Source organism: Luteimonas marina, from assembly GCF_007859325.1.
GTDB classification, from domain to species: domain Bacteria; phylum Pseudomonadota; class Gammaproteobacteria; order Xanthomonadales; family Xanthomonadaceae; genus Luteimonas; species Luteimonas marina.
In genome coordinates this window covers 253,287-273,372 of sequence record NZ_VOHK01000006.1, presented here as the reverse complement: position 1 = coordinate 273,372, position 20,086 = coordinate 253,287, and the positions used below count along the sequence as shown (strand labels likewise).

Annotated in this window: 21 protein-coding genes and 1 tRNA gene; 17 read left to right on the top strand and 5 right to left on the bottom strand. The window is 71.4% G+C overall.

Annotated elements, in window-relative coordinates; genetic code table 11:
• Nucleotides 1–382 precede the first annotated feature (382 nt).
• The 5 genes from dusA to FQY83_RS15125 all read left to right on the top strand — a co-directional run bounded on the left by dusA (nt 383) and on the right by FQY83_RS15125 (nt 5,219).
• On the top strand, nt 383–1,363 hold the full coding sequence (gene dusA / locus FQY83_RS15145; RefSeq protein ID WP_192906722.1) for a tRNA dihydrouridine(20/20a) synthase DusA: 981 nt from the start codon (nt 383–385) through the stop codon (nt 1,361–1,363).
• The gene (locus FQY83_RS15140; RefSeq protein WP_146388808.1) at nt 1,360–2,268 is read left to right on the top strand and encodes an arginine deiminase-related protein; all 909 of its coding nucleotides are present in this window, start codon (nt 1,360–1,362) and stop codon (nt 2,266–2,268) included. Before dusA ends, FQY83_RS15140 begins: the two co-directional genes overlap by 4 nt.
• Nucleotides 2,269–2,398: 130 nt before the next feature.
• The gene (locus tag FQY83_RS15135; protein ID WP_146388807.1) at nt 2,399–2,791 is read left to right on the top strand and encodes a hypothetical protein; all 393 of its coding nucleotides are present in this window, start codon (nt 2,399–2,401) and stop codon (nt 2,789–2,791) included.
• A gap of 67 nt (nt 2,792–2,858) precedes the next feature.
• On the top strand, nt 2,859–3,545 hold the full coding sequence (locus tag FQY83_RS15130; RefSeq protein ID WP_146388806.1) for a response regulator transcription factor: 687 nt from the start codon (nt 2,859–2,861) through the stop codon (nt 3,543–3,545).
• 249 nt (nt 3,546–3,794) lie between these two features.
• Nucleotides 3,795–5,219: an ATP-binding protein gene (locus FQY83_RS15125; protein ID WP_238333514.1), complete on the top strand. Its 1,425-nt coding sequence runs from the start codon at nt 3,795–3,797 to the stop codon at nt 5,217–5,219.
• A 59-nt stretch (nt 5,220–5,278) separates the two neighbouring features.
• Here FQY83_RS15125 and FQY83_RS15120 read toward each other — a convergent pair whose 3' ends face one another.
• Together FQY83_RS15120 and FQY83_RS15115 are read right to left on the bottom strand one after the other, a co-directional pair.
• Complete coding sequence (locus FQY83_RS15120; protein WP_238333513.1) at nt 5,279–6,034, bottom strand: M90 family metallopeptidase; 756 nt, start codon at nt 6,032–6,034, stop codon at nt 5,279–5,281.
• A 13-nt stretch (nt 6,035–6,047) separates the two neighbouring features.
• Nucleotides 6,048–6,326: a hypothetical protein gene (locus FQY83_RS15115; RefSeq protein ID WP_146388805.1), complete on the bottom strand. Its 279-nt coding sequence runs from the start codon at nt 6,324–6,326 to the stop codon at nt 6,048–6,050.
• Nucleotides 6,327–6,561: 235 nt separating this feature from the next.
• On the opposite strand from FQY83_RS15115, the gene birA reads away from it, so the two are divergent.
• From birA to FQY83_RS15080, 8 genes are all read left to right on the top strand, one after another.
• Nucleotides 6,562–7,560 (top strand): bifunctional biotin--[acetyl-CoA-carboxylase] ligase/biotin operon repressor BirA, encoded by a 999-nt coding sequence (birA, locus tag FQY83_RS15110; protein ID WP_146388804.1) that lies wholly within the window; start codon nt 6,562–6,564, stop codon nt 7,558–7,560.
• Nucleotides 7,557–8,300, top strand: a complete 744-nt coding sequence (locus FQY83_RS15105; protein WP_146388803.1) for a type III pantothenate kinase — start codon at nt 7,557–7,559, stop codon at nt 8,298–8,300. The genes birA and FQY83_RS15105 overlap by 4 nt, the downstream gene beginning before the upstream one ends.
• A gap of 47 nt (nt 8,301–8,347) precedes the next feature.
• On the top strand, nt 8,348–9,088 hold the full coding sequence (locus FQY83_RS15100) for an SPOR domain-containing protein (protein ID WP_146388802.1): 741 nt from the start codon (nt 8,348–8,350) through the stop codon (nt 9,086–9,088).
• A 57-nt stretch (nt 9,089–9,145) separates the two neighbouring features.
• Nucleotides 9,146–9,221 (top strand) — tRNA-Thr (locus FQY83_RS15095).
• A gap of 152 nt (nt 9,222–9,373) precedes the next feature.
• Nucleotides 9,374–10,297 (top strand): arginase, encoded by a 924-nt coding sequence (gene rocF / locus FQY83_RS15090; RefSeq protein WP_146388801.1) that lies wholly within the window; start codon nt 9,374–9,376, stop codon nt 10,295–10,297.
• Nucleotides 10,298–10,470: 173 nt separating this feature from the next.
• The gene (locus FQY83_RS15085; protein WP_146388800.1) at nt 10,471–10,626 is read left to right on the top strand and encodes an entericidin A/B family lipoprotein; all 156 of its coding nucleotides are present in this window, start codon (nt 10,471–10,473) and stop codon (nt 10,624–10,626) included.
• Nucleotides 10,623–10,763: a hypothetical protein gene (locus FQY83_RS17705; RefSeq protein ID WP_192906723.1), complete on the top strand. Its 141-nt coding sequence runs from the start codon at nt 10,623–10,625 to the stop codon at nt 10,761–10,763. The genes FQY83_RS15085 and FQY83_RS17705 overlap by 4 nt, the downstream gene beginning before the upstream one ends.
• Nucleotides 10,764–10,829: 66 nt before the next feature.
• Nucleotides 10,830–11,030, top strand: coding sequence for a CsbD family protein (locus FQY83_RS15080; RefSeq protein WP_146388799.1), 201 nt, complete (start codon nt 10,830–10,832; stop codon nt 11,028–11,030).
• A 142-nt stretch (nt 11,031–11,172) separates the two neighbouring features.
• On the opposite strand, the gene FQY83_RS15075 is transcribed toward FQY83_RS15080, so the two are convergent.
• Nucleotides 11,173–11,985, bottom strand: coding sequence for a hypothetical protein (locus FQY83_RS15075; protein ID WP_146388798.1), 813 nt, complete (start codon nt 11,983–11,985; stop codon nt 11,173–11,175).
• Here FQY83_RS15075 and FQY83_RS15070 point away from each other — a divergent pair.
• From FQY83_RS15070 to FQY83_RS15055, 3 genes are all read left to right on the top strand, one after another.
• Nucleotides 11,900–13,444 carry a tryptophan--tRNA ligase gene (locus FQY83_RS15070; protein ID WP_337678306.1) on the top strand — a complete coding sequence of 515 codons (1,545 nt, stop codon included), beginning with the start codon at nt 11,900–11,902 and terminating at the stop codon, nt 13,442–13,444. The genes FQY83_RS15075 and FQY83_RS15070 overlap by 86 nt on opposite strands.
• Nucleotides 13,441–13,752 (top strand): hypothetical protein, encoded by a 312-nt coding sequence (locus FQY83_RS15065; RefSeq protein ID WP_146388796.1) that lies wholly within the window; start codon nt 13,441–13,443, stop codon nt 13,750–13,752. Before FQY83_RS15070 ends, FQY83_RS15065 begins: the two co-directional genes overlap by 4 nt.
• Before the next feature lie 202 nt (nt 13,753–13,954).
• Complete coding sequence (locus FQY83_RS15055) at nt 13,955–14,905, top strand: MBL fold metallo-hydrolase (RefSeq protein WP_146388794.1); 951 nt, start codon at nt 13,955–13,957, stop codon at nt 14,903–14,905.
• Nucleotides 14,906–14,989: 84 nt separating this feature from the next.
• Here FQY83_RS15055 and FQY83_RS15050 read toward each other — a convergent pair whose 3' ends face one another.
• Entirely contained in the window at nt 14,990–15,376 is a 387-nt protein-coding gene (locus tag FQY83_RS15050) for a VOC family protein (protein ID WP_146388793.1), read from the bottom strand.
• 112 nt (nt 15,377–15,488) lie between these two features.
• Nucleotides 15,489–19,055, bottom strand: a complete 3,567-nt coding sequence (locus tag FQY83_RS15045; protein ID WP_146388792.1) for a pre-peptidase C-terminal domain-containing protein — start codon at nt 19,053–19,055, stop codon at nt 15,489–15,491.
• A gap of 121 nt (nt 19,056–19,176) precedes the next feature.
• On the opposite strand from FQY83_RS15045, the gene FQY83_RS15040 reads away from it, so the two are divergent.
• Complete coding sequence (locus tag FQY83_RS15040; protein ID WP_146388791.1) at nt 19,177–20,037, top strand: tryptophan 2,3-dioxygenase; 861 nt, start codon at nt 19,177–19,179, stop codon at nt 20,035–20,037.
• Nucleotides 20,038–20,086: the final 49 nt, after the last annotated feature.

Here is a 20,086-nt window from a genome sequence, read left to right as displayed (position 1 = left end):
GCCAGAACTGCTGCGCTATCTGCGGCCGAAGGTCCGCAACGAGGCGGACACCCGGCAAGGCGCGGGTGATGATTCGGCAGAATTTCGCGGTTCGGCTTTGGTCCGCTTCAGCGGCGATTCGCCAGAATCGCCTCGGCGCTCGGTCGCGATAACCTATTTCCGTGCGCCCTCGTGGTGCAGGAAGATGTGGCCGACATACGATGGTTTGCCACGGACCTGAACCCGTCAGTGACCCGATCGTCGCCGGTTGATCGTTGCCATTTCGTGTGCGCTATGTGTGCACTGATGCCGTCGTAGAGGGCGAAATCAGATGCGCACGAGGAGCGCATTCCTTATCCATGTTACTGATTCTATTGGATAAAAATTGAATCAAGAGGGAAAAATCCTGACGGTCGCGCCCATGATGGATTGGACTGACACCTTCTGCCGCGTCTTCCACCGCCTGCTGGCCCCGCATGCGCGGCTGTATTCGGAGATGGTGCACGCGAACGCGGTGATCCACGGCGATCGCGCGCGGCTGCTGGCGCTCGATCCGGTCGAGCATCCGGTCGCGCTGCAACTGGGTGGCAGCGAGCCGGCGCTGCTGGCGCAGGCGGCGCGGATCGGCGAGGCGCATGGCTTCGACGAGATCAACCTCAACTGCGGCTGTCCCTCCGACCGAGTGCAGGCCGGGCGCTTCGGCGCCTGCCTGATGCGCGAGCCCGGGCTGGTCGCCGACAGCGTGGCGGCGATGATCGCGGCGGTGGATGGCGTGCCGGTGACGGTGAAGTGCCGGCTGGGCGTCGACGACGATCATGACTGGGATCGCTTCCTCGCTTTCGTCGACACCGTGGCGGCCGCCGGTTGCCGCATGTTCGTCGTGCACGCGCGCAATGCCTGGCTCAAGGGCCTGTCGCCGAAGGAGAACCGCGAGGTGCCGCCGCTGCGCTACGACTGGGCCTATCGCCTCAAGCTCGAGCGGCCGGCGCTGCAGGTGATCGTCAACGGCGGCATCGCCACGCTCGACGAAGCGCTTGCGCACCTCGACCACGCCGACGGCGCGATGCTCGGCCGCGCCGCGTACCATGATCCCTATGTGCTGCATCGGCTCGATGTCGCGATGTTCGGCGGCGAGGTGCGGCCGCGGCACGCGTTGCTGCGCGCGATGCGCCCGTACGTCGAGGCGCAGCTGGCGCGCGGCGTCGCGCTCAAGCACGTCACCCGCCACCTGCTGGGGCTGTATCTCGGCCAGCCGGGCGGGCGCGTGTTCCGCCAGGTGCTGAGCGAAGGCGCGCACCGGCCGGGTGCGGACTGGTCGCTGGTCGAGCGGGCGATCGCGGCGACCGGTGCGCCCGCGGGCAGCGCGATGGAGGCCGCGGCATGATCACCCGCGACCTCGATGCCTTCGCCGCCTTTGCACGCGGCTGCGCGCCCGACTTCGGCCCGGCGACCGCGAAGGCGGCCTTCCTGGTGTCGCCGGACGGCTTCGCGCGCGCCGAACAGTCCGCGCGCGACAACCGCTACATGGCCGATGCCGAGGCGTTCGACGCCGAGCGCGCGCTGCGCGAACATCGCGCGCTGCACGTGGCGCTGTCGCGGCAACTGCCGACGGCCTGCTTCGCCGGGCGCGAGGACACGCCGGACGCGCTGTTCCCGAACAACGTGTTCGCGACCGCGCCCGGACGCCTGGTCGTGGGTCGCATGCGCCATGCCGTGCGCCAGCGCGAGGCCGGGCGCGACGACATCCGTGGCTGGTTCCGCGACGTGCTCGGCTATGAAGAAGTCGACCTCTCCACGCAATCCCATCCCTGCGAGCTCACCGGTGCCCTGGTCATCGACCGTGCCCGTGGCCTGGGCTACTGCGGCCTGTCCGAGCGCTGCGACGCCGCGGGCGCGGCGCTGATGCACGCGGCGTTCGGCCTGCGCGCGACCCTGCTGTTCGACCTGGCCCCGGGCGAGTACCACACCAACGTGGTGCTGGCGGTGCTGGCCGGGCGCGCGGCGATGGTCTGCGCGGACGGCTTCGCCGATGCGCGCGTGGCCGACGCCATCGCCGGCCTGTATCCGCACGCCGTGCCGCTGTCGACGGCCGAGCGCCTGGCCTTCGCCGGCAATGCGATCAGCCTCGCCGGCGGGACGGTGACGATGAGCGCCACCGCCGGCCGCGCGCTGCGCCCGGACAGCCGGCGGGCGCTGGCCGAGGCGGGGTTCGCGGTCGAGACGGTGGCGCTGTCGGCGATCGAGGCCGCGGGCGGCTCCCTGCGCTGCTGCGTGGCGGAAGTGTTCTGATCCGCTTCAGGCCGATGAATCGGGCGGCACTGGTGAAGGAAAAGTTAAGGGGGGATTCACCGCCGGGTTCCAAGAATGCCGGTCCGGCCTCCGCATTCGGGGGGCGATGTACTTTAGATACCGACCAGAGATGACCGCCGCGCCCGTCCACCTGCCGAAGATCGTCCTCGCCACCGCGCTTGCGCTGGCCGGGGTGGCGTCGGCCTGGGCGCAGGATCCGCCGCGCGAGCGGCGTGGCGACGAGGGTCAGCGCGCCAACCGGGCGCCGCAGCAGCAGGGCAGGCAGGACGATCCCGCGCGGCCGCGCGGCCGCGACGCGCTGTCGGATTCGGTGCGCCATTTCGAGCGCACCAACCGCGGCAGCCGGGTCCTCAGCGCCGAGCGCATGCAGTCCGACGGGCGCGACGTCAACCGGATCAAGGCCATGGACGACCGTGGCCGCGTGCGGGTCTACGTCGACGATCCGCAGCGCCGGTCGCAAGAGCCGCCGCGCCGCCCGCCTACACGCGACGACCACGACTGAATCGGCATTCTGTTCAGGAAAGTCCGGCCACACTGGCCGCATCCCCCGCCTTGAACGGAGTCGATCCATGCGCATCCTGCTCGTCGAAGACGAAGCTCCCCTGCGTGAAACCCTCGCCGCGCGCCTGAAGCGCGAAGGCTTTGCCGTGGACGCCGCCCAGGACGGCGAGGAAGGCCTGTACATGGGCCGTGAGGTGCCGTTCGACGTCGGCATCATCGACCTCGGCCTGCCGAAGATGTCGGGCATGGAACTGGTCAAGGCCCTGCGCGACGAGGGCAAGCAGTTCCCGGTGCTGATCCTGACCGCGCGTTCGAGCTGGCAGGACAAGGTCGACGGCCTCAAGCAGGGCGCCGACGACTACCTGGTCAAGCCCTTCCACGTCGAGGAGCTGCTGGCGCGGATCAACGCGCTGGTGCGCCGCGCCGCGGGCTGGAGCAAGCCGACGCTGGAATGCGGCGCGGTGGTGCTCGACCTCGCCGCGCAGACGGTGACCGTCGACGGCCAGAACGTCGACCTGACCAGCTACGAGTACAAGGTGCTCGAGTACCTGATGATGCACGCCGGCGAACTGGTCTCGAAGGCCGACCTCACCGAGCACATCTACCAGCAGGACTTCGACCGCGACTCGAACGTGCTGGAGGTGTTCATCGGCCGCCTGCGCAAGAAGCTCGACCCGGAAGGCACGCTCAAGCCGATCGAGACCGTGCGCGGCCGCGGCTACCGCTTCGCGATCCCGCGCAACGGGGAAGGCTGAGCGCTTGGTCCGGCGCGGCCCGCTTCCGCGCCGCGTCGCATGTGCCGGGCAAGGCAGGGACGGACGCCGGGAAGGGTCGGTCTGTCATTCCGAACGCAGTGAGGAATCTCGGGATATGCAGGGGCATGGATTTCTCCCCCGGGTCAGGCCCGGGGTCGGAATGACAAGTGCTCGCTGGGTCGCTCTCGTGGCGCGGAGCCGTGGCTTGCGCGCCGCGAGCACGAGCCGAATGATCCTTTCCCGCGCCGCATGAGCACCGGCAAGCCCACACGCGAACTGCCGTGGCGCCCGCGCTCGCTGCAGGCGCGCCAGCTGATGGCGGCGAGCCTGGGCCTGGTCGCCTTCCTGGCGCTGGCCGGCTTCGCGCTTGACCGCGCCTTCCTCGACGTCGCCGGCGAAGGCCAACGCGACCGCCTGCGCAACTACGTGTTCGCCTACGCCGGCGACGTGGAATTCCTGCGCAACGGCGAGCTGTATTCACCCGACAACGGCCCCGACGACCGCTTCGACCGCCCGGGCAGCGGCCTGTACGCCGAGATCGTGCTGCCCAACGGCACCTGGACCTCGCGTTCGGCCTCGGGCCCGCAGCTGCCCGAGGCGACGATGCTCGCCGGCGGCGAGGAGAAGTTCGAAGGCCCGCTGCCGATGACGCGCAGCGACGGCACGCCGGGGCAGGTGTACCGCCACGGCCTGGGCATGGTCTGGGCGCCGCAGGACGCGTCGTCGGACGCGGAGTTCCCGTACACGATCTACGTGATGGAGGACGCCGGCACCGTGCCGCGCCAGGTGCGCGTGTTCCGCGCCGCGCTGTGGGGCTACCTCGGCATCGCCGGCGTGATCCTGCTGCTGCTGCAGACGCTGGTGCTGCGCTGGAGCCTGTGGCCGCTGCGCAAGGTGGTCGAGGAGCTCGCGCGCGTGCAGCGCGGACAGGCCCATCGCATGGGCGAACGCCATCCGCGCGAGCTCGAGCCGCTGACCGACAGCATCAACGCGCTGATCGAGAGCGAGCGCGAGAACCTCGAGCAGCAGCGCAACACCATGTCCGACCTCGCGCACAGCCTGAAGACGCCGCTGGCGGTGCTGCGCGCGCGGCTGGATGCCGATGCCGGCGAGCGCGAGCTGCGCGAGGACGTCGCGACCCAGGTGCAGCGCATGACCGACCTGGTCAACTACCAGCTCGGCCGCGCCGCGTCGACCGGGCACAAGCTGTTCGCGGCGCCGATCGAGATCGAGCCATATGCCGAGACCCTGGTGCAGGGGTTGGAGAAGATCTACGCCGGCAAGGGCGCGGTCTGCGAGTTCGACATCGATCCGGCCGCGCGCTTCCACGGCGAGCCGGGCGACCTGCAGGAGCTGCTCGGCAACCTGATCGAGAACGCCTTCAAGTGGGCGCACTCGCGCGTGCTGCTGACGGTGAAACCGGGCGCGACCGCGCCCAACCGGCGCCCGGGCCTGCTGCTGGCGGTGGACGACGACGGCCCGGGCATCCCCGAGGACCGCATCGCGTTGGTGCTCCAGCGCGGCGTGCGCGGCGACGAGCGCGTGCAGGGCCACGGCATCGGCCTGTCGATCGTGCAGGACATCATCCGCAGCTATCGCGGCGAACTGCAGGTCGGCAAGTCCGCCGAACTGGGCGGCGCGCGCTTCGAGGTCCGGCTGCCACCAGGGCTATAGGGCGGGTTTCAACCCGCCACCCCGGGGATCGCATATCGCGCGGCGGGTTGAAACCCGCCCTATGCGGACGGCGACGGGCCGTAGAAGCGGTCGAAATGCGCGGCGACGCGCGGAAACGCCTCGCGCAGCGTCGCCGGGTCGCTGAAGTGGTATTCGCTGCAGACGGCAAAGAATTCCTCCGGCGCTTCGGCCGCATAGGGGTCGATCGCGACGTCGCGGCCGGCGTCGATCTCGGCGACGAAGGCGTCGTAGCCCTGCTGGAAATCGCGCGCCCACTCGCGCTGCCAGGCGCGCGGCAGCGGTGGGGTGCCGTCGAGCACGCCGTCGAGCGCGTCGAGCTTGTGCGCCATCTCGTGCACGGCCACGCAGAAGCCGGCGTGCGGATCGTCGAGGTCGGCCTCGACGTCGGCCCAGGACAGGATCAGCGGGCCGCCGTCCCAGGCTTCGCCGATCAGCTCGTCGTCCCATTCGTGCAGCACGCCGGCGGCGTCGACGTGGCTGCGGTTCACCCGGAAGGCGTCGGGATAGACGATCAGCTGCGACCAGCCGTGCAGGCCTTCCCCGCCGAATTCGAGCAGCGGCAGGCAGCACAGCGCGGCCAGGATCGTGCGCCGGGCGGGGTCGAGTTCGAGCGGGGCGATCGGGGTGACGGTCTTGCGCTGCAGGAAGGCCGTGGCCAGGGCGCGCAGCCGCTGCGCGCGCGCCTCGTCGAGCGCGGCGATCCAGCGCACGCGCGAGCACACGTACTGCCAGGTGTCGTCGTCGATCGGGTCGGGGGCGCGGCCGAACAGCCGCCGGATCAGGCCGCCGGGCACGACACCGGAAGCCTCAGCGAATCATGCCCGGCAGGAAGCTGTGCCAGCGCGGCGGGCGGGCCGAGGATTCGGCCTCGCTGCCGCGGCGCGCTGCGGCCGGGCGGGTCCGGTTCGGCGCGGTGGCGCGCTTGTCGCCGGGACGCACGGGTTCGGCCTCGGCCTCGACTTCGGTCTCCGCGGTCACGGGGCAGGCTGCGCTGCCGCCATTGGCATCCATCATCGCGGGTTGGCGCGCGACCACGGGGAGCGCGGCGCAGGCGAGCAGCAGGCAGAGCAGCAGTCGGGGAGCCATGGCAACCATCCTTTGGCAGCTGTTGCGGCGGCAACAGTTCACTATACCTCGGATGCGGGCGGGGCGCAGACGGTTGCAGCGGCCTTGCGGCCGCCCGTGCCGGAGCTGCGACGAACGGTTCCCGGCAGACGGCGGGCCGGCTGCCGGCACGGGTTCCGGCGGCACCTCCCGCGGCGGCCGTGCGGCTACCGGCGACGATCCCCGATAATCGGGCCATGACCCGCCCGGCCGCCCAGTGACCACGCCCCTCGACCGCGCGCTGCTGCAGCGCCTGATCGCGGGACCGGTGTCCGGCGACGTGCTGGCGCGCGAGGCCGGGCTGACCCGCGCGGCGGTGTGGAAGCGGATCGAGGCCCTGCGCGAGGCCGGGGTGCCGATCGACGCCCGCGCCGGGCGCGGCTACGCGCTGGCCGCGCCGGTGGACCTGCTCGATGCCGACACGATCCTCCGGGCCCTGCCGGAGCCCCTGCGCGGCGACATCGCCGCGCTCGAGGTGGCGTGGTCGCTCGATTCCACCAGCGCCGAACTGCTGCGCCGCGGCCCTGCGGCCGCGGGCGTGCAGGTGCTGCTGGCCGAACGGCAGACCGCGGGGCGCGGCCGCCGTGGTCGCGCCTGGGCCTCGCCGCTGGCCGCCAATCTGTACCTGTCGGTGGCGCGCCGCTTCGACGCCGGGCTGGCGCGCCTGGGCGGGCTGAGCCTGGTGGCCGGCATCGCCACGGTCGAGGCGCTGCATGCGCTGGGCGTCGCCGCGGCGGGGCTGAAGTGGCCCAACGACGTGGTCGTCGCCGACGGCGCGCGGCTGCGCAAGCTCGGCGGCCTGCTGGTCGAAGGCGGCGGCGAACACGCCGGCCCGGCACGGGCGGTGGTCGGGATCGGCCTCAACCTGCGCATGCCCGCGCAGGCGGGGGCGACGATCGACCAGCCCTGGATCGACCTGTCCGCGCTGTGCGCCGAGCCGCCCCCGCGCAACCTGCTGGCGGCGACGCTGCTGGCGCAGCTGCTGCCGGCGCTGGCGCGGTTCGACCGCGAGGGGCTGGCGCCGTTCCTGGCGCGCTACGCCGCGCACGACGTGCTCGCCGGCGAAGCGGTGCGCGTGCACGCCGGCGACGGCGAGCACGCGGGCATCGCCCTGGGCCTCGCCGCCGACGGCGCGCTGCGCGTGCGGCTGGCGCAGGGCGAGCGCGAATTCCATTCGGGCGAAGTCAGCCTGCGGCGCGAAGGAGCGGCGGCATGAGCCGGTGGCTGTTCGACCTGGGCAATTCGCGGCTCAAGTGCGCGCCGCTGCACGCCGACGGCGGCATCGGCGAGGTACTCGCGATCGGGCACGACGGCGGTGCCTTCGCCGAGGGCTGGCAGGCGCGGCTGCCGGCGCGGATCGAGGCGGCCTACGTGGCCAGCGTCGCCGCGCCGGCGCTGCGCGTGCAGTTGCTCGATGCGCTGGCCGCGCGCAGCGGCCGCATCGGCATCGCCGGCACGCAGCGCGCCTGGCAGGGCGTGCGCATCGCCTATGCGGAACCGGCTCGGCTGGGCGTGGACCGCTTCCTGTCCCTGCTCGCCGCACGGGCGCGCGGCGGCGCGTGGCTGGTGGTGGGCGTCGGCACCGCGCTGACCATCGATCTGCTCGACGCCGATGGTCGCCACCACGGCGGCCGCATCGCGCCCTCGCCGACGCTGATGCGCGAGGCCCTGCAGGCGCGCGCGGTGCAGTTGCCGGCGCAGGGCGGCAGATATCGCGAATTCGCCGGCGACACCGACGACGCGCTGGCCTCGGGCTGCCTTGGCGCGGCGCTGGCGCTGGTCGAACGCAGCCGCGAGGCGGCGCGGCGGCTGTGCGCTGGCCCGGTCTCGCTGCTGCTGCACGGCGGCGGCGCCGGGGCCCTGCTGCCGCAGCTGGCCGATGCCGTGCACGATCCCGCGCTGGTGCTGCACGGACTCGCGTGCTGGGCTCGGGTCGAGGCGCAGGCCCGCAGCTGATCTGCACGAGCGCCTGCAATGTGCGCGACACCCTCTAGAATCGCCCGATGCTCGCCCGCGCCCTGATCGTCCTGCTGCTGATCCTCAACCTCGGCGTCGTGCTGTGGTGGATCACGCGCGAGGTGCCGCCGCCGGCCGCCGGAATCACGCTGCCGCCCGGCGCGGAGCCGCTGCGGCTGCTCGACGAGTCGACGCGTCCCGCCGCCGTCGCCGCATCTTCGCCGCCCGCCGCCGCCACGCCGGACCCGGCGCCGGCCGTCGCGGAGCCCGTCGCGCCGCCCTCCGAAGAAGCGCCGGCCGCGCCGGCCGTCGCCAGCACCTGCCATGCCTTCGGTCCGTTCGCCGACGCGGCCGCCGCCGGGCAGGCGCGCGCGCAGCTGCAGCCCGTCGTGCAGCGCCTGTCGACGCGCGAATCGCGCAGCGCGCCGCGCGGCTGGAGCGTGCACCTGCCGGCGCTGACCGACCGCGCCGCCGCCGCGGCCATGGTGACGCGCCTGGTCGAAGCCGGCTTCCGCGACCACTACCTCATGCCCGCGGCGGAAAACGGCGCGGTGGACATCGCGCTCGGCCGCTTCGGCAGCGAGCCCGCCGCGCAGCGCCATCGTGCGGCGCTGCGCGAGGCCGGGTTCGAGGCCGTCGCCGAACCGATCGGCGAGGCCGGCGACGTGCGCTACTGGATCGACGTCGCCGTCGGCGAATATGCCGACCTCGCCGTGCTGCAGCGCGCGGCCGGCGCCGCGCAGGCCGAGCGGATCGACTGCGCCACGCTCGCCGCGGCGGCCCGCTGAAGGTCTTGGGCTAGAATGCCCTCCCGCCCGGCCCGCGCCGGTCGCAGCCACCGCAGTGCCGCTTTAGCTCAGCCGGTAGAGCAACCGCCTTGTAAGCGGTAGGTCGTCCGTTCGATTCGGACAAGCGGCACCACTGCGGCACCCCCGCTCACGCCCTTGTCGCTGCGGCTCCCGCCCGACGCTCGCGCAATGCCGCACGATGCGCGACTGCTGCGCCGCGACACGGATCTGTCGCGCGACATCGCTAGACTGCCTGCCCCGATCCTTGCAGGAGCAACCATCCCGATGGCCCGCAGCTATCCCCCGGTTTCGATCTTCGGAGCCCCCACGGACGTCGGCGCGGGCACGCGCGGTGCCTCGATGGGGCCGGAGGCGCTGCGCGTGGCGCGGCTGGGCGAGGCGCTGGCCGCGCGCGGCATCGACGTGGTCGATACCGGCGACGTCGGCGGGCCCAGGAATCCGTGGACGGGGCCGGCCGACGGCTATCGCCACCTCGACGAGGTCGTCGCCTGGAACCGGGCGGTGTTCGACGCCTCCTCGGCCATCCTGCGCGCCGGGCGCATGCCGGTGATGCTCGGCGGCGACCACTGCCTGGCGATCGGTTCGATCGCCGCCGTCGCCGACCACTGCCGTCGCGCCGGCAAGACCCTGCGCGTGCTGTGGCTGGACGCGCACACCGACTTCAACACCAGCGCGATCACGCCTTCGGGCAACATCCACGGCATGCCGGTCGCCTGCCTGTGCGGCATCGGTCCCGAGCCGCTGGTGGGCATGGGCGAGCAGGTGCCGGCGCTCGTGCCCGCGCAGATCCGCCAGGTCGGCATCCGTTCGGTCGACCAGGACGAGAAGCGGCTGGTCAAGGAACATGGCCTCGACATCTACGACATGCGCTACATCGACGAAGCCGGCATGAAGCAGACGATGGAGCAGGTGCTGCTGGGGCTGGGCGAGGACAGCCACCTGCACGTGAGCTTCGACGTCGACATCCTCGATCCGAGCATCGCGCCGGGCACCGGCACGCCGATCCCCGGCGGCATCCACTATCGCGAGGCGCAGCTGGTGATGGAGATGATCGCCGACAGCGGGCGCATGGGCTCGCTCGACATCGTCGAGGTCAATCCCGCGCTCGACGACAGGAACAGCACCGCGGAACTCGCCGTGGACCTGGTCGAAAGCCTGTTCGGCAAGTCCACGCTGATGCGCGACTGACGGCGTCCGCGTTGACGCGCCCTCGACATGGGTGAACGCGCGAAGGTGCACGACGGTCTGCAGGCCGCGGAATGCGGTCGATTCAACGCGGATTTCACGCGCGCGGCGGTCTGATGTCCGGGACGAGCGCGGACGATCCGCGATCGCATGTACCAGTCTCCAGGAGGATGCATATGAAGCGTTTGATGGCCCTCATGCTGCTTGCCATGTTCTCGGTCGGCACGCTGACCGCGTGCAACACCGTCAAGGGCGTCGGCAAGGACGTCGAGAAGGTCGGCGACAAGATGCAGGACAAGGCCGACGACACCGGCGGCACCGATCCGAAGTGATCGGCGTCGAGGCGATCGAACGAAGAAGCCGGCGAATGCCGGCTTTTTCGTTTCTGAACGGGCCGGTCGCGAAAGTCAGCGTTGTGAGCATCGGCTTACGAATCCTTGATGCCGCCCTGATGCGCGTCGGCGCATGATCCTCACATCGATGCGGAGCATGCATTCCGCAGCGATGTCCCTCACGAAATCTAAGGAATGCAACCATGAACAAAGACATCATTGCCGGCAAGTGGACCCAGCTCAAGGGCAAGGCCCAGGCGAAGTGGGGCGACCTGACCGACGACGTGTTCGACGTGGCCGAAGGCGACAGCAAGTACCTCGCCGGCAAGCTGCAGGAGCGCTACGGCTGGGAGCGCGAGCGCGCCGAACAGGAAGTGCGCGACTTCGAGAAGACGCTGAACTGAAGCCGGTCCGGCGCGGGCAGCGATCGCTCCGCACGACGAGGATGGCGCACTCGCGTCATGGACGGGGCGAGGCTTCCCGCGACGCAGATCGAAAGGGAAGGGCCGGCATTGCCGGCCCTTTCCTGTTTTCCGCTTTCCGCCCTCAGCGCCAGCGGCGGGGAGGATCCGCGACGAAACCGCCCGGAAACGCCTGCGGCCGATCGTGCCGCGACCAGTGCGCAGGAGGCACCGGCCGCGGCAGGATGCCGCGCGCCGCCAGCGCATGCGGCGAGTCGTAGCGCAGCTGCGTGACCTGCGCCGGCTGCGTGCTGGCGCGCACGAACGAGGTCTGCCCGACGGGCGACCATTCGCGCTCGCCGTGGCCGGTGCCGATGCGCTGCTGCGCGATGCCGTCGCGGTAGGCGTCGCCGGCCTGCGCGGCTTCCGCGGCGGGCGCCGCGCCGCGCGATTTCCCGTAGTCGCTGCCGCGTGCGATCGGCGGTGCCGGCGTCGGATAGGGGCGCGGAGTGGCGCGCTCGCGGAACACCGCGACGCCGATCGTGCCGACGTTGTCCGGGCGGCCGGTGCGTGCGGCATAGCTGTCGGGCAGCGAGGTGAACACGAACTGCGCCACGTCCTGGTAGGACTTGCGCCAGCCGGAGATCTCGGTGCTCTGCCACGGCGCCAGCACGTAGCCGGTCTGGGACGGATGCGCGGTCTGGCCGGTGACGGCGTTGACGCCGTCGACCGACAGCACCACCAGCACGCGTTCGCCGGTGGTGTTGGTCAGGCGCACGTTGTAGCGGTGGCCGGGCGTGCCGGCGATCCAGGTGTCGCGCCGGTGCGCGTACTCCGGCAGCCACTGGCCGCTGTCGCGGTCGACGACATCGATGCGGACCAGCGATTGCGCGGCGGCGGGCGCGCCGGCGGACAGGGCGGCGAGGGCGGCCAGCGACAGGGCGAGCTTGCGGATCATGGGCGGATCTCCGGTTGGGTCGTGCCCATCAACGCGCCGGGATGGGCGCCGGGGTTACCGCCGCCGGCCGCGGCCGGCGCAACGGTTAAACTGCCGTTCCGCTTCCGCACCCGGCTGCTCCGCAATGCCCCAGCGCCCCGTCCGCGTCCTGACCGGCATCACCACGTCCGGCACGCCGCATCTCGGCAACTACGTCGGCGCCGTGCGCCCGGCGATCGCGGCCAGCCGCGCCGCGAACACCGAGAGCTTCTACTTCCTCGCCGACCTGCACAGCCTGATCAAGGCCCAGGACCCGGCGCGCACCCAGCGCTCGACGCTGGAGATCGCGGCGACCTGGCTGGCCGCGGGCCTGGATCCGGACAAGGTGTGGTTCTACCGCCAGAGCGACATCCCCGAGATCACCGAGCTGACCTGGCTGCTGACCTGCGTCGCCGGCAAGGGCATCCTCAACCGCGCCCACGCCTACAAGGCCGCCGTGGACAGGAACCGCGCCGACGGCGAGGACGACGATGCCGCGGTCACCGCCGGCCTGTTCATGTACCCGGTGCTGATGGCCGCCGACATCCTGATCTTCAACGCCGACCAGGTGCCGGTCGGCCGCGACCAGGTGCAGCACATCGAGATGGCGCGCGACTTCGGCCAGCGCTTCAACCACGTCTATGGCCGCGACTACTTCGTGCTGCCCGAAGCCGTGGTCGACGAGCAGGTCGCCACCCTGCCGGGGCTGGACGGGCGCAAGATGAGCAAGAGCTACGGCAACACGATCCCGCTGTTCGTGCCGCCGGCCGAGTTGAGGAAGCTGGTGTTCTCGATCGTCACCGATTCGCGCGCGCCGGGCGAGCCGAAGCAGGTCGAGGGCTCGGCGCTGTTCCAGCTGTATCAGGCCTTCGCCAGCCGCGAGGACACCGCCGCGTTCGCGCAGGCCTACGCCGACGGCATCGGCTGGGGCGAGGCGAAGCAGACGCTGTTCGACCTGGTCGAGCGCGAGATCGCGCCGCTGCGCGAGCGTTACCTCAACCTCGTGTCGCGCCCCGGCGACATCGAGGACACGCTGCGCGACGGTGCAAGGCGCCTGCGCGAGCGTTACGCGACGCCGCTGCTGGCGCAGCTGCGCGAGGCGGTGGGGCTGCGCGACCTGTCGAAGGTGCAGCTGGGCGCGATGGAGGTCGACGCGACCGAGGAGAAGCCGCCGCAGGCGGCGTTCAAGCAGTATCGCGAGGCCGACGGCAGGTTCTATTTCAAGCTGGTCGAGGGCGAGCGCGTGCTGCTGCAGAGCCATGCCTTCGACGCGCCGCGCGATGCGGGGCAGGCGATCGCCGCGCTGCGCCGCGGCGAGCTGACGCTGGCCGATGCGCCGGCCGCGTTCGGCGAAGGCGCGACTGCGGCCGAAGTGCAGGCGGCGCTGGACGCGCTGGCGGCCGCGGATGCGGAGAAGGCGGCCGCGAGGGCGCAGGCATGAGCCCGCTGGTCGAACTCAACCTGACCCTGATCCTGTTCCTGCCGTGGTTCCTCATCCTCGGCGCGCTGTACTGGCTGTTCCCGCGCAAGCCGCGCGGCGCGGCGCGCGTGCTCTACGACATCGCGGCACTGGTGCTGTCGGTCGCCGCGTTCCTGTGGAGCGTGCACTGGTCGGTGGCCAATGCCGATACGCAATACGGAAAACTGTGGCCGCAGATCCTGGCGACGGCGCTGGGCTATGGCGTGTTCCTGGCGGTGCTGGGCGTGGCGTTCGGCGTGCGGCATGTCCTGTTCGGGCGGCGTGGCTGACTGCGATCAGGAAGACCGTCGTTCCCGCGAAGGCGGGAATCCAGTGTCTTCGGGGCATTTGAGAAGCAAAGACGCTGGGTTCCCGCCTTCGCGGGAATGACGATTCTGTGGTTTCCCCGGCGTATTGGGACCAAAGCCGTATCGACCCTTGCGGCCGCGGCATCCAGACTGGCGGTATGGCAACACGCGCGGAGACATCGTCATGACGCCGACCGACGGCATCACCCTCATCGATACCGGCTACATCCGCCCGGGCCTGTGCGCGGCGTACCTCGTGCACGGCGAGGACGGCCGTGCGGCGCTGGTCGACTGCGGCACCGCGACCTGCGCGCAGCGCGTGCTCGATGCGATCGCGGCCGCCGGCGTCGCCCGCGACGCGGTCGACTGGCTGCTGGTCACCCACGTCCACCTCGACCACGCCGGCGCCGCCGGGCCGCTGATGCGCGCGCTGCCGAACGCGCGGCTGGTGGTGCATCCGCGCGGCGCCCGGCACATGATCGATCCGGCGAAGCTGATCGCCGGTGCGAAAGTGGTCTACGGCGAGGCGATGTTCGCGCGCGACCACGCCGGCATGCTGCCGGTGGACGAGGCGCGGGTGGTGGTGGCCGACGACGGCCACGAGGTTCCGCTCGCGGGCCGTCCGCTGCTGTGCGTCGACACGCCGGGACATGCGCTGCACCACTACAGCGTGTGGGACGCGCGCACGCGCGGCTGGTTCGCCGGCGACGCCTTCGGGCTGTCGTACCGCGAGTTCGACAACGGCAACGGCGCGTTCGCGGTGCCGACGACGTCGCCGGTGCAGTTCGATCCGCTGCAGATGCAGGACTCGATCCGCAGGCTGGTGGCGCGCGGGCCGGCGTCCATCCGCATCGCGCACTACGGGCAGGTCGGCGAATGCGAACGGCTCGGCGGGGATCTCGTCGCGCTCGTCGATGCGATGGCGGACATCGCGCGCGGGTTCGACGGCCGCGGGGACCGCGGGGCGCGGATCGCGGCGGCGCTGGCGGAGCTCTACCTGGAGCGCGCGGTCACGCATGGCGTCGCCGACGCGCAGCGCCTCGTGCCCGAAGTGCTCGGCGGCGACATCGCGATCAATGCGCAGGGCCTGTGCGTCTGGTTGGACCGCGAGGCGAAGGGGCGCGCCGGCGGTTGACGTCCGTTCCGCAGCCGCAACCGTGCACTCGACGGCTTCGGCGCAGGTCGGGGCTACGCCCCCGACGCCCGACCCGCGAGACGATCAGGAATCCCAGGTATTGAGATGCGGGCCGAACGGCTTGCGCTGCTGGCGGACCACGCAGAAGCGGTGGCCGCTGGGCGCTTCCATCACCCACCAGGTGTGGACCTTTTCGATCTTCCTGGCGCCGAGCGCGACCAGCCGGTCGGCTTCGGCATCGACGTCGTCGCTCTCGATGTCGAGATGGATGCGCGAAGGGTGGGAGACCTTCTGCAGCAGCAGGACGGGTTCGTCGGCCTCGGTGTGCAGGCGCGCGTACTTGCCGTCGCCGTCCTCGTCCGCGGCGTCCACGCGCTTGCCCAGCGCCCGGCTCCAGAATTCGACGTGCGGCGCGAGGTCGTCGACGTCGCAGTCGAGGACGAAGGTGCTCAGGCGGCTGTGGTGGGGCATGGCGGTCTCCTTCGGTGGCGAGGCGCTGGGTCGGTTGGCCCCACCCCAGCCCTCCCCCGCAGGCGGGGGAGGGAGCAGGCGGGGCCAGTCAGCCTGCACCAGCTGCGTCGCCTCAGTCGAACGACGCGCGCACCGACACGTTGCGGAACGTGCGCACGCCCACCAGCTTGACGAACCAGGTGCCCGGCGCGGGCGCCGCGATCGCGATCGTTTCGTTGTTGCCGGGGCGCTGCGAGCGGCCGTCGAAGTCGGTCGCGGTCGGGATGCGGTCGTGCGCCACGTAGAGGGTGACGTCGCCGCTGCCGCCGTAGCTGAGCACGCGCAGGTTGCCCGCGCCGGCCGGGACTTCGATGCGGTACACCGCTTCCGCACCGCTGCCGCCCTCGAGGCCGCCGACCGGGACGCCGTTCTCCAGCAGCGGCACGCCGGCATGGGGATCCTCGACCAGCACGGTGGCGCCGGCGTCGTTGTTCTCCGGATCCGGGTCCTCGGTCTGCGCCGTGGCCGCGGCGGTCAGCGTGACCTGGCTGCCCTCCAGCGCCGCGGGCGCGGTAGCGGTCAGCGCGAACACCGCCTCGTCGTTCGCCGCCAGCGCGTCGGCGCCGCAGGAGACGGTGCTGGTGCCGCCGGCGACCAGCGGTGCATCGCAGCTCCAGCCGGCGGGCGCGGCGACCGCGAGGTCGGTCAGCTCCGCATCGAGCACGAAGCCCGCGCCCGGATACCCGGCGTCGTCCGGTCCCGCGTTCGCGACCACCGCGGAGAACTGCATCGCTTCGCCCGGCGCGACCGTCGCCGCCAGCGCCTCGACCTCGACCGACAGGTCGGCGAAGCGCACCGCGGCCAGCCGCACCAGCAGCACGCTCGGATCGTGGTCGGACAGCCGCGACGGCGTGTCCTCCTCGTTGCGCGCGATTTCCGGGAAGTCGGCGGCGATCCGCGCATGGCTGAGTTCGATGCCGGCGACCAGCGGCGAGTCGACCAGCGCGTCGTTGACCAGCACGTGGTCGAGCGACTGCGCCTGGTAGTCGAACACGAACGAATAGCGCTCGGCCGGCTCGGCCAGCAGGGTGAGGTTGTACAGGTTCGGTTCGACCCGGTCGATGCCGTCGCCGTCCACCGCGGTCTCGCCGTCGGGCGAGGGCAGGCCGGTGACGGTGCCCAGCGCATCGACGAGGCCGTCGTTGAACTGGAAGGCGTTGAAGTCGCCCATCACGATCAGGTTGCGGGTCGGGTCGTCGGCCTGCATGCCGCTGACCAGTTCGGCGAGGAAGTCGGCCTGCGCCTGGCGCTTGGCGCGTACGCGCTGGCCGAGCGTGAGCCAGCCGCTGCTGCCGTTGTCGTCGCTGTCGACGTCGTTGAGCGAGCGCTGGTGCACGACGATCGCGGTGAACGCATGGCTGCGTCCGTCGGCGAAGTGCACCACGCCATCGAGCGACAGCGGCGGGCGGTCGTTGAGCAGGCTGGTGCTGCCGTCCGGGTTGGTCAGCACTTCGGCGGCGCCGTGCTGGGTCACGTCCAGCACTTCGACGCGCGGCGTGCCGGCGGCGACGTCCGCACCCTTGACCAGGAAGCCGACGTCGATGCCGCCGACGTCGTTGCCCTCGACCAGGTGCGCGCTGTAGCCCGGATCGGGATCGCCGGCGGCGACCGCGTCGGCGTTGATGCGGTCGGCCAGCGTCTGCAGCACGGTGAGGTTCTCGACCTCGGTCAGGCCGAGCACGTCCGGCGCGTGCAGGTAGCCGCGGATCGCGAGCGAGGCCTTGGCCAGACGGCGCTCGTAGGCCGCGGCGGTCAGCACCGGTTCGCCGATCGCGGGATCGTTGACGGTGTCGAAGAAACGTTCGACGTTCCAGGTCGCGAACGTGGCGTCGTCTGGCGTCGGCAGGCGCGACGCGCGCGGCAGGCCGGTTTCGCTGCAGTCGACGCTGAGCGCGCCTTCCGGATAGATCGTGTAGCGGCGGAAGGTGTAGTCGAGCGGACCGACGAGAGTGCCGTCGATGATCGTGCAGCCCGCGGCGACGTTCGCGGCCGGGGCGCCGATCGTGGTGCTGTTGACCGCGATCAGCTCCGGGTTGAAGTCCCAGCGCGGGATGTCGGTGGCGCTGCTGCCGAGCGGATCCGGGTTCGGGACCGGGATGCCCGGTTCGCGGAACGGCCGCGCGGTCCCGGCGACCACGACCGCGAAGCGGCCGTTGCTGGTGGCCGTGGCCTGGGCCTCGTTGACGTTGCCGCCGGTGGGTGCGACCACCGTGGCGCTCGGCACCACCACGCGCATGCCCTCGTAGCGTTCGAGCTGTTCGAGGCCGTCGCTGGCGTTGGGCAGGTCGGCGGTCAGGGCCACCGGCGCCGGCAGCGGGTGGCCGCCGGAGAGCGCGGCCACGCTGGCGTTGACGATCTCGGTCAGCGGCAGCTGGTGCGGATCGGCGGCGGGGATGTATTCATCCACCGTGCCCTGCACCAGCACGCGGTTGCCGACCGTGGCGGCCTCCGGCGGCGTACTGCTGGTGAACACGAAGATGCCTTCGGAGGTGGCCGGATTGCCGTCGTCCTCGCCGTCGGCGGTCTGGAGGAAGAAGCCGTTGTTCTTGCGGCCGGTGACGATGCCGGTGGTGGCGACCGCCAGGCCGTTGTACGGCGAGAGCTGGCCGTCGCCCTGGATCGCGGAAATCGCGACGGTGACAACGTCGTCGTTGAGGATGGTGCCGACGCCCTGGGCATCGGCGATTTCGGCGCCGACGGCGTTGGACAGGTCGACGAGGAAGGTCTCGTCGGGCTCGGTGGTGGTGTCGCCGACGACGTCAACGCTGATCGTCACCGAGGTCGCGCCTTCGGCGATCGTCGCGGTGCCGCTGGCGGCGACATAGTCGCTGTCGGCGACGGTGGCGGAGCCGTCAGCGGTGGCCCAGTCGACGCTCACGCCGCCTTCGCCCGCCGGCTGGTTGAGGCTGATGGTGAAGAAGAACGGCGTGGTGCCGCTGTCGCCCTCGGCGGCGCTGGTGTCGCTGATGCTGGCGTAGGCGATGCCGCCACCGCCGCAGGGGGCGGGCGGCGTCGCGCTGTTGCGCGGCGCGGGCGCGGCGGTGGCGAAATCGGCGCCGTTGTCGTTGCTGTCGCTGCAGCCGCCGTCGGCGCGCAGCGCCGCGATGGCGTTGCCGAGCGTGGGCGCGGCGGCGGCGCCCTCGAAGAAGTTGGCGTTGCCGAAGCCGACGAGGTCGACGATCAGCGCGACCTGTTCCGGCGTGCACGGCGTGCTGCCGCCGTTGCAGCCGAGCGTGGTGGTCGAGTTCACCAGCGCGACCTTGCCAGCGGTGCCCGACATGTTGATCGTGCCGCTGGCATCGGCCGCAGGCAGCGGGTTGCCGGTGGCGCCGCCGGCGAGTCCGACCAGGAAGTACCGGCCCGGCTCGATCGTCGCCGCGGGCAGCACCACGATCTGCGCGCTGCCGGCGCCGAAGTTGCCGGTGCCGGTGGCGCTGGCGTACTGCACCGACAGGCCCGACAGCGATACCGCTTCGCTGCCGCGGTTGAACAGTTCGACGTAGTCGTTGCTGTAGGGCGCACCGCTGTTGCCGCCGCCGCCGTAGACCTGGCTGACGACGACCTGCGCCTGCGTTGGCGCGGCGAATGCGGCGCAGAGGACGAGGGCCGGCAACAGCCGGCGGAAGAGCCGATTGACCACGATACGCTCCCTGGTTCAGTCCGATGGACTGGTGGCCGGCCCCCCTGGCAGGATGGGATTGTGCACGGTTCGGGTGTCGGTTGCATGACGCCGCAGATGGGCGATGCGGTACCCTCGGCGGATGGCCATCGACCAGAACGAACGCCCGCTCGAGGACGGCATCCACACCGACCTCGACGGAAGAATCACTTACGGCGGATACCTCAGGCTCGACCAGCTGTTGACGGCGCAGCGGCCGCTGTCGGATCCGCCGCACCACGACGAGATGCTGTTCATCGTGCAGCACCAGGTCTCGGAGCTGTGGCTGAAGCTGGTGATCCACGAGCTCGGCGCCGCGATCGACTTCCTGCGTCGCGACCAGGTCTGGCGCTGCCAGAAGGTGATCGCGCGCTGCAAGCAGGTGCTGCGCCAGCTGACCGAGCAGTGGTCGGTGCTGGAGACGCTGACGCCATCGGAGTACATGGAGTTCCGCGACGTGCTCGGCCCTTCGTCCGGGTTCCAGTCGCTGCAGTACCGCACCGTCGAGTTCCAGCTGGGCAACAAGAACGCGGCGATGCTCAAGGTATTCGCCTACGACCCCGAAGGGCAGGCGCGGCTGCGCGAGGCACTGGAGGCGCCGGGCCTGTACGACGAATTCCTGATGTACCTCGCGCGCTGGGGTCACGCCGTGCCGGAACGGCACCTGCAGCGCGACTGGACCAGGCCACACGTGCGCGACGAGGCGCTGCTGCCGGTGTTCGAGGCGATCTACGAGGACACCGACCGCTACTGGCGCGAGTACGCGCTGTGCGAGGACCTGGTCGACCTGGAAACGCAGTTCCAGCTGTGGCGCTTCCGCCACATGCGCACGGTGATGCGCATCATCGGCTTCAAGCGCGGCACCGGCGGGTCCTCGGGCGTGGGCTTCCTCAAGCAGGCGCTGGAGCTGACCTTCTTCCCGGAACTGTTCGACGTGCGCACCCAGATCGGGCCGGGGCGGTAGCCGCCGCGGCGCTGCCGGGCGCGCCATGGCGCCGGCGTCGCGCTGCTAG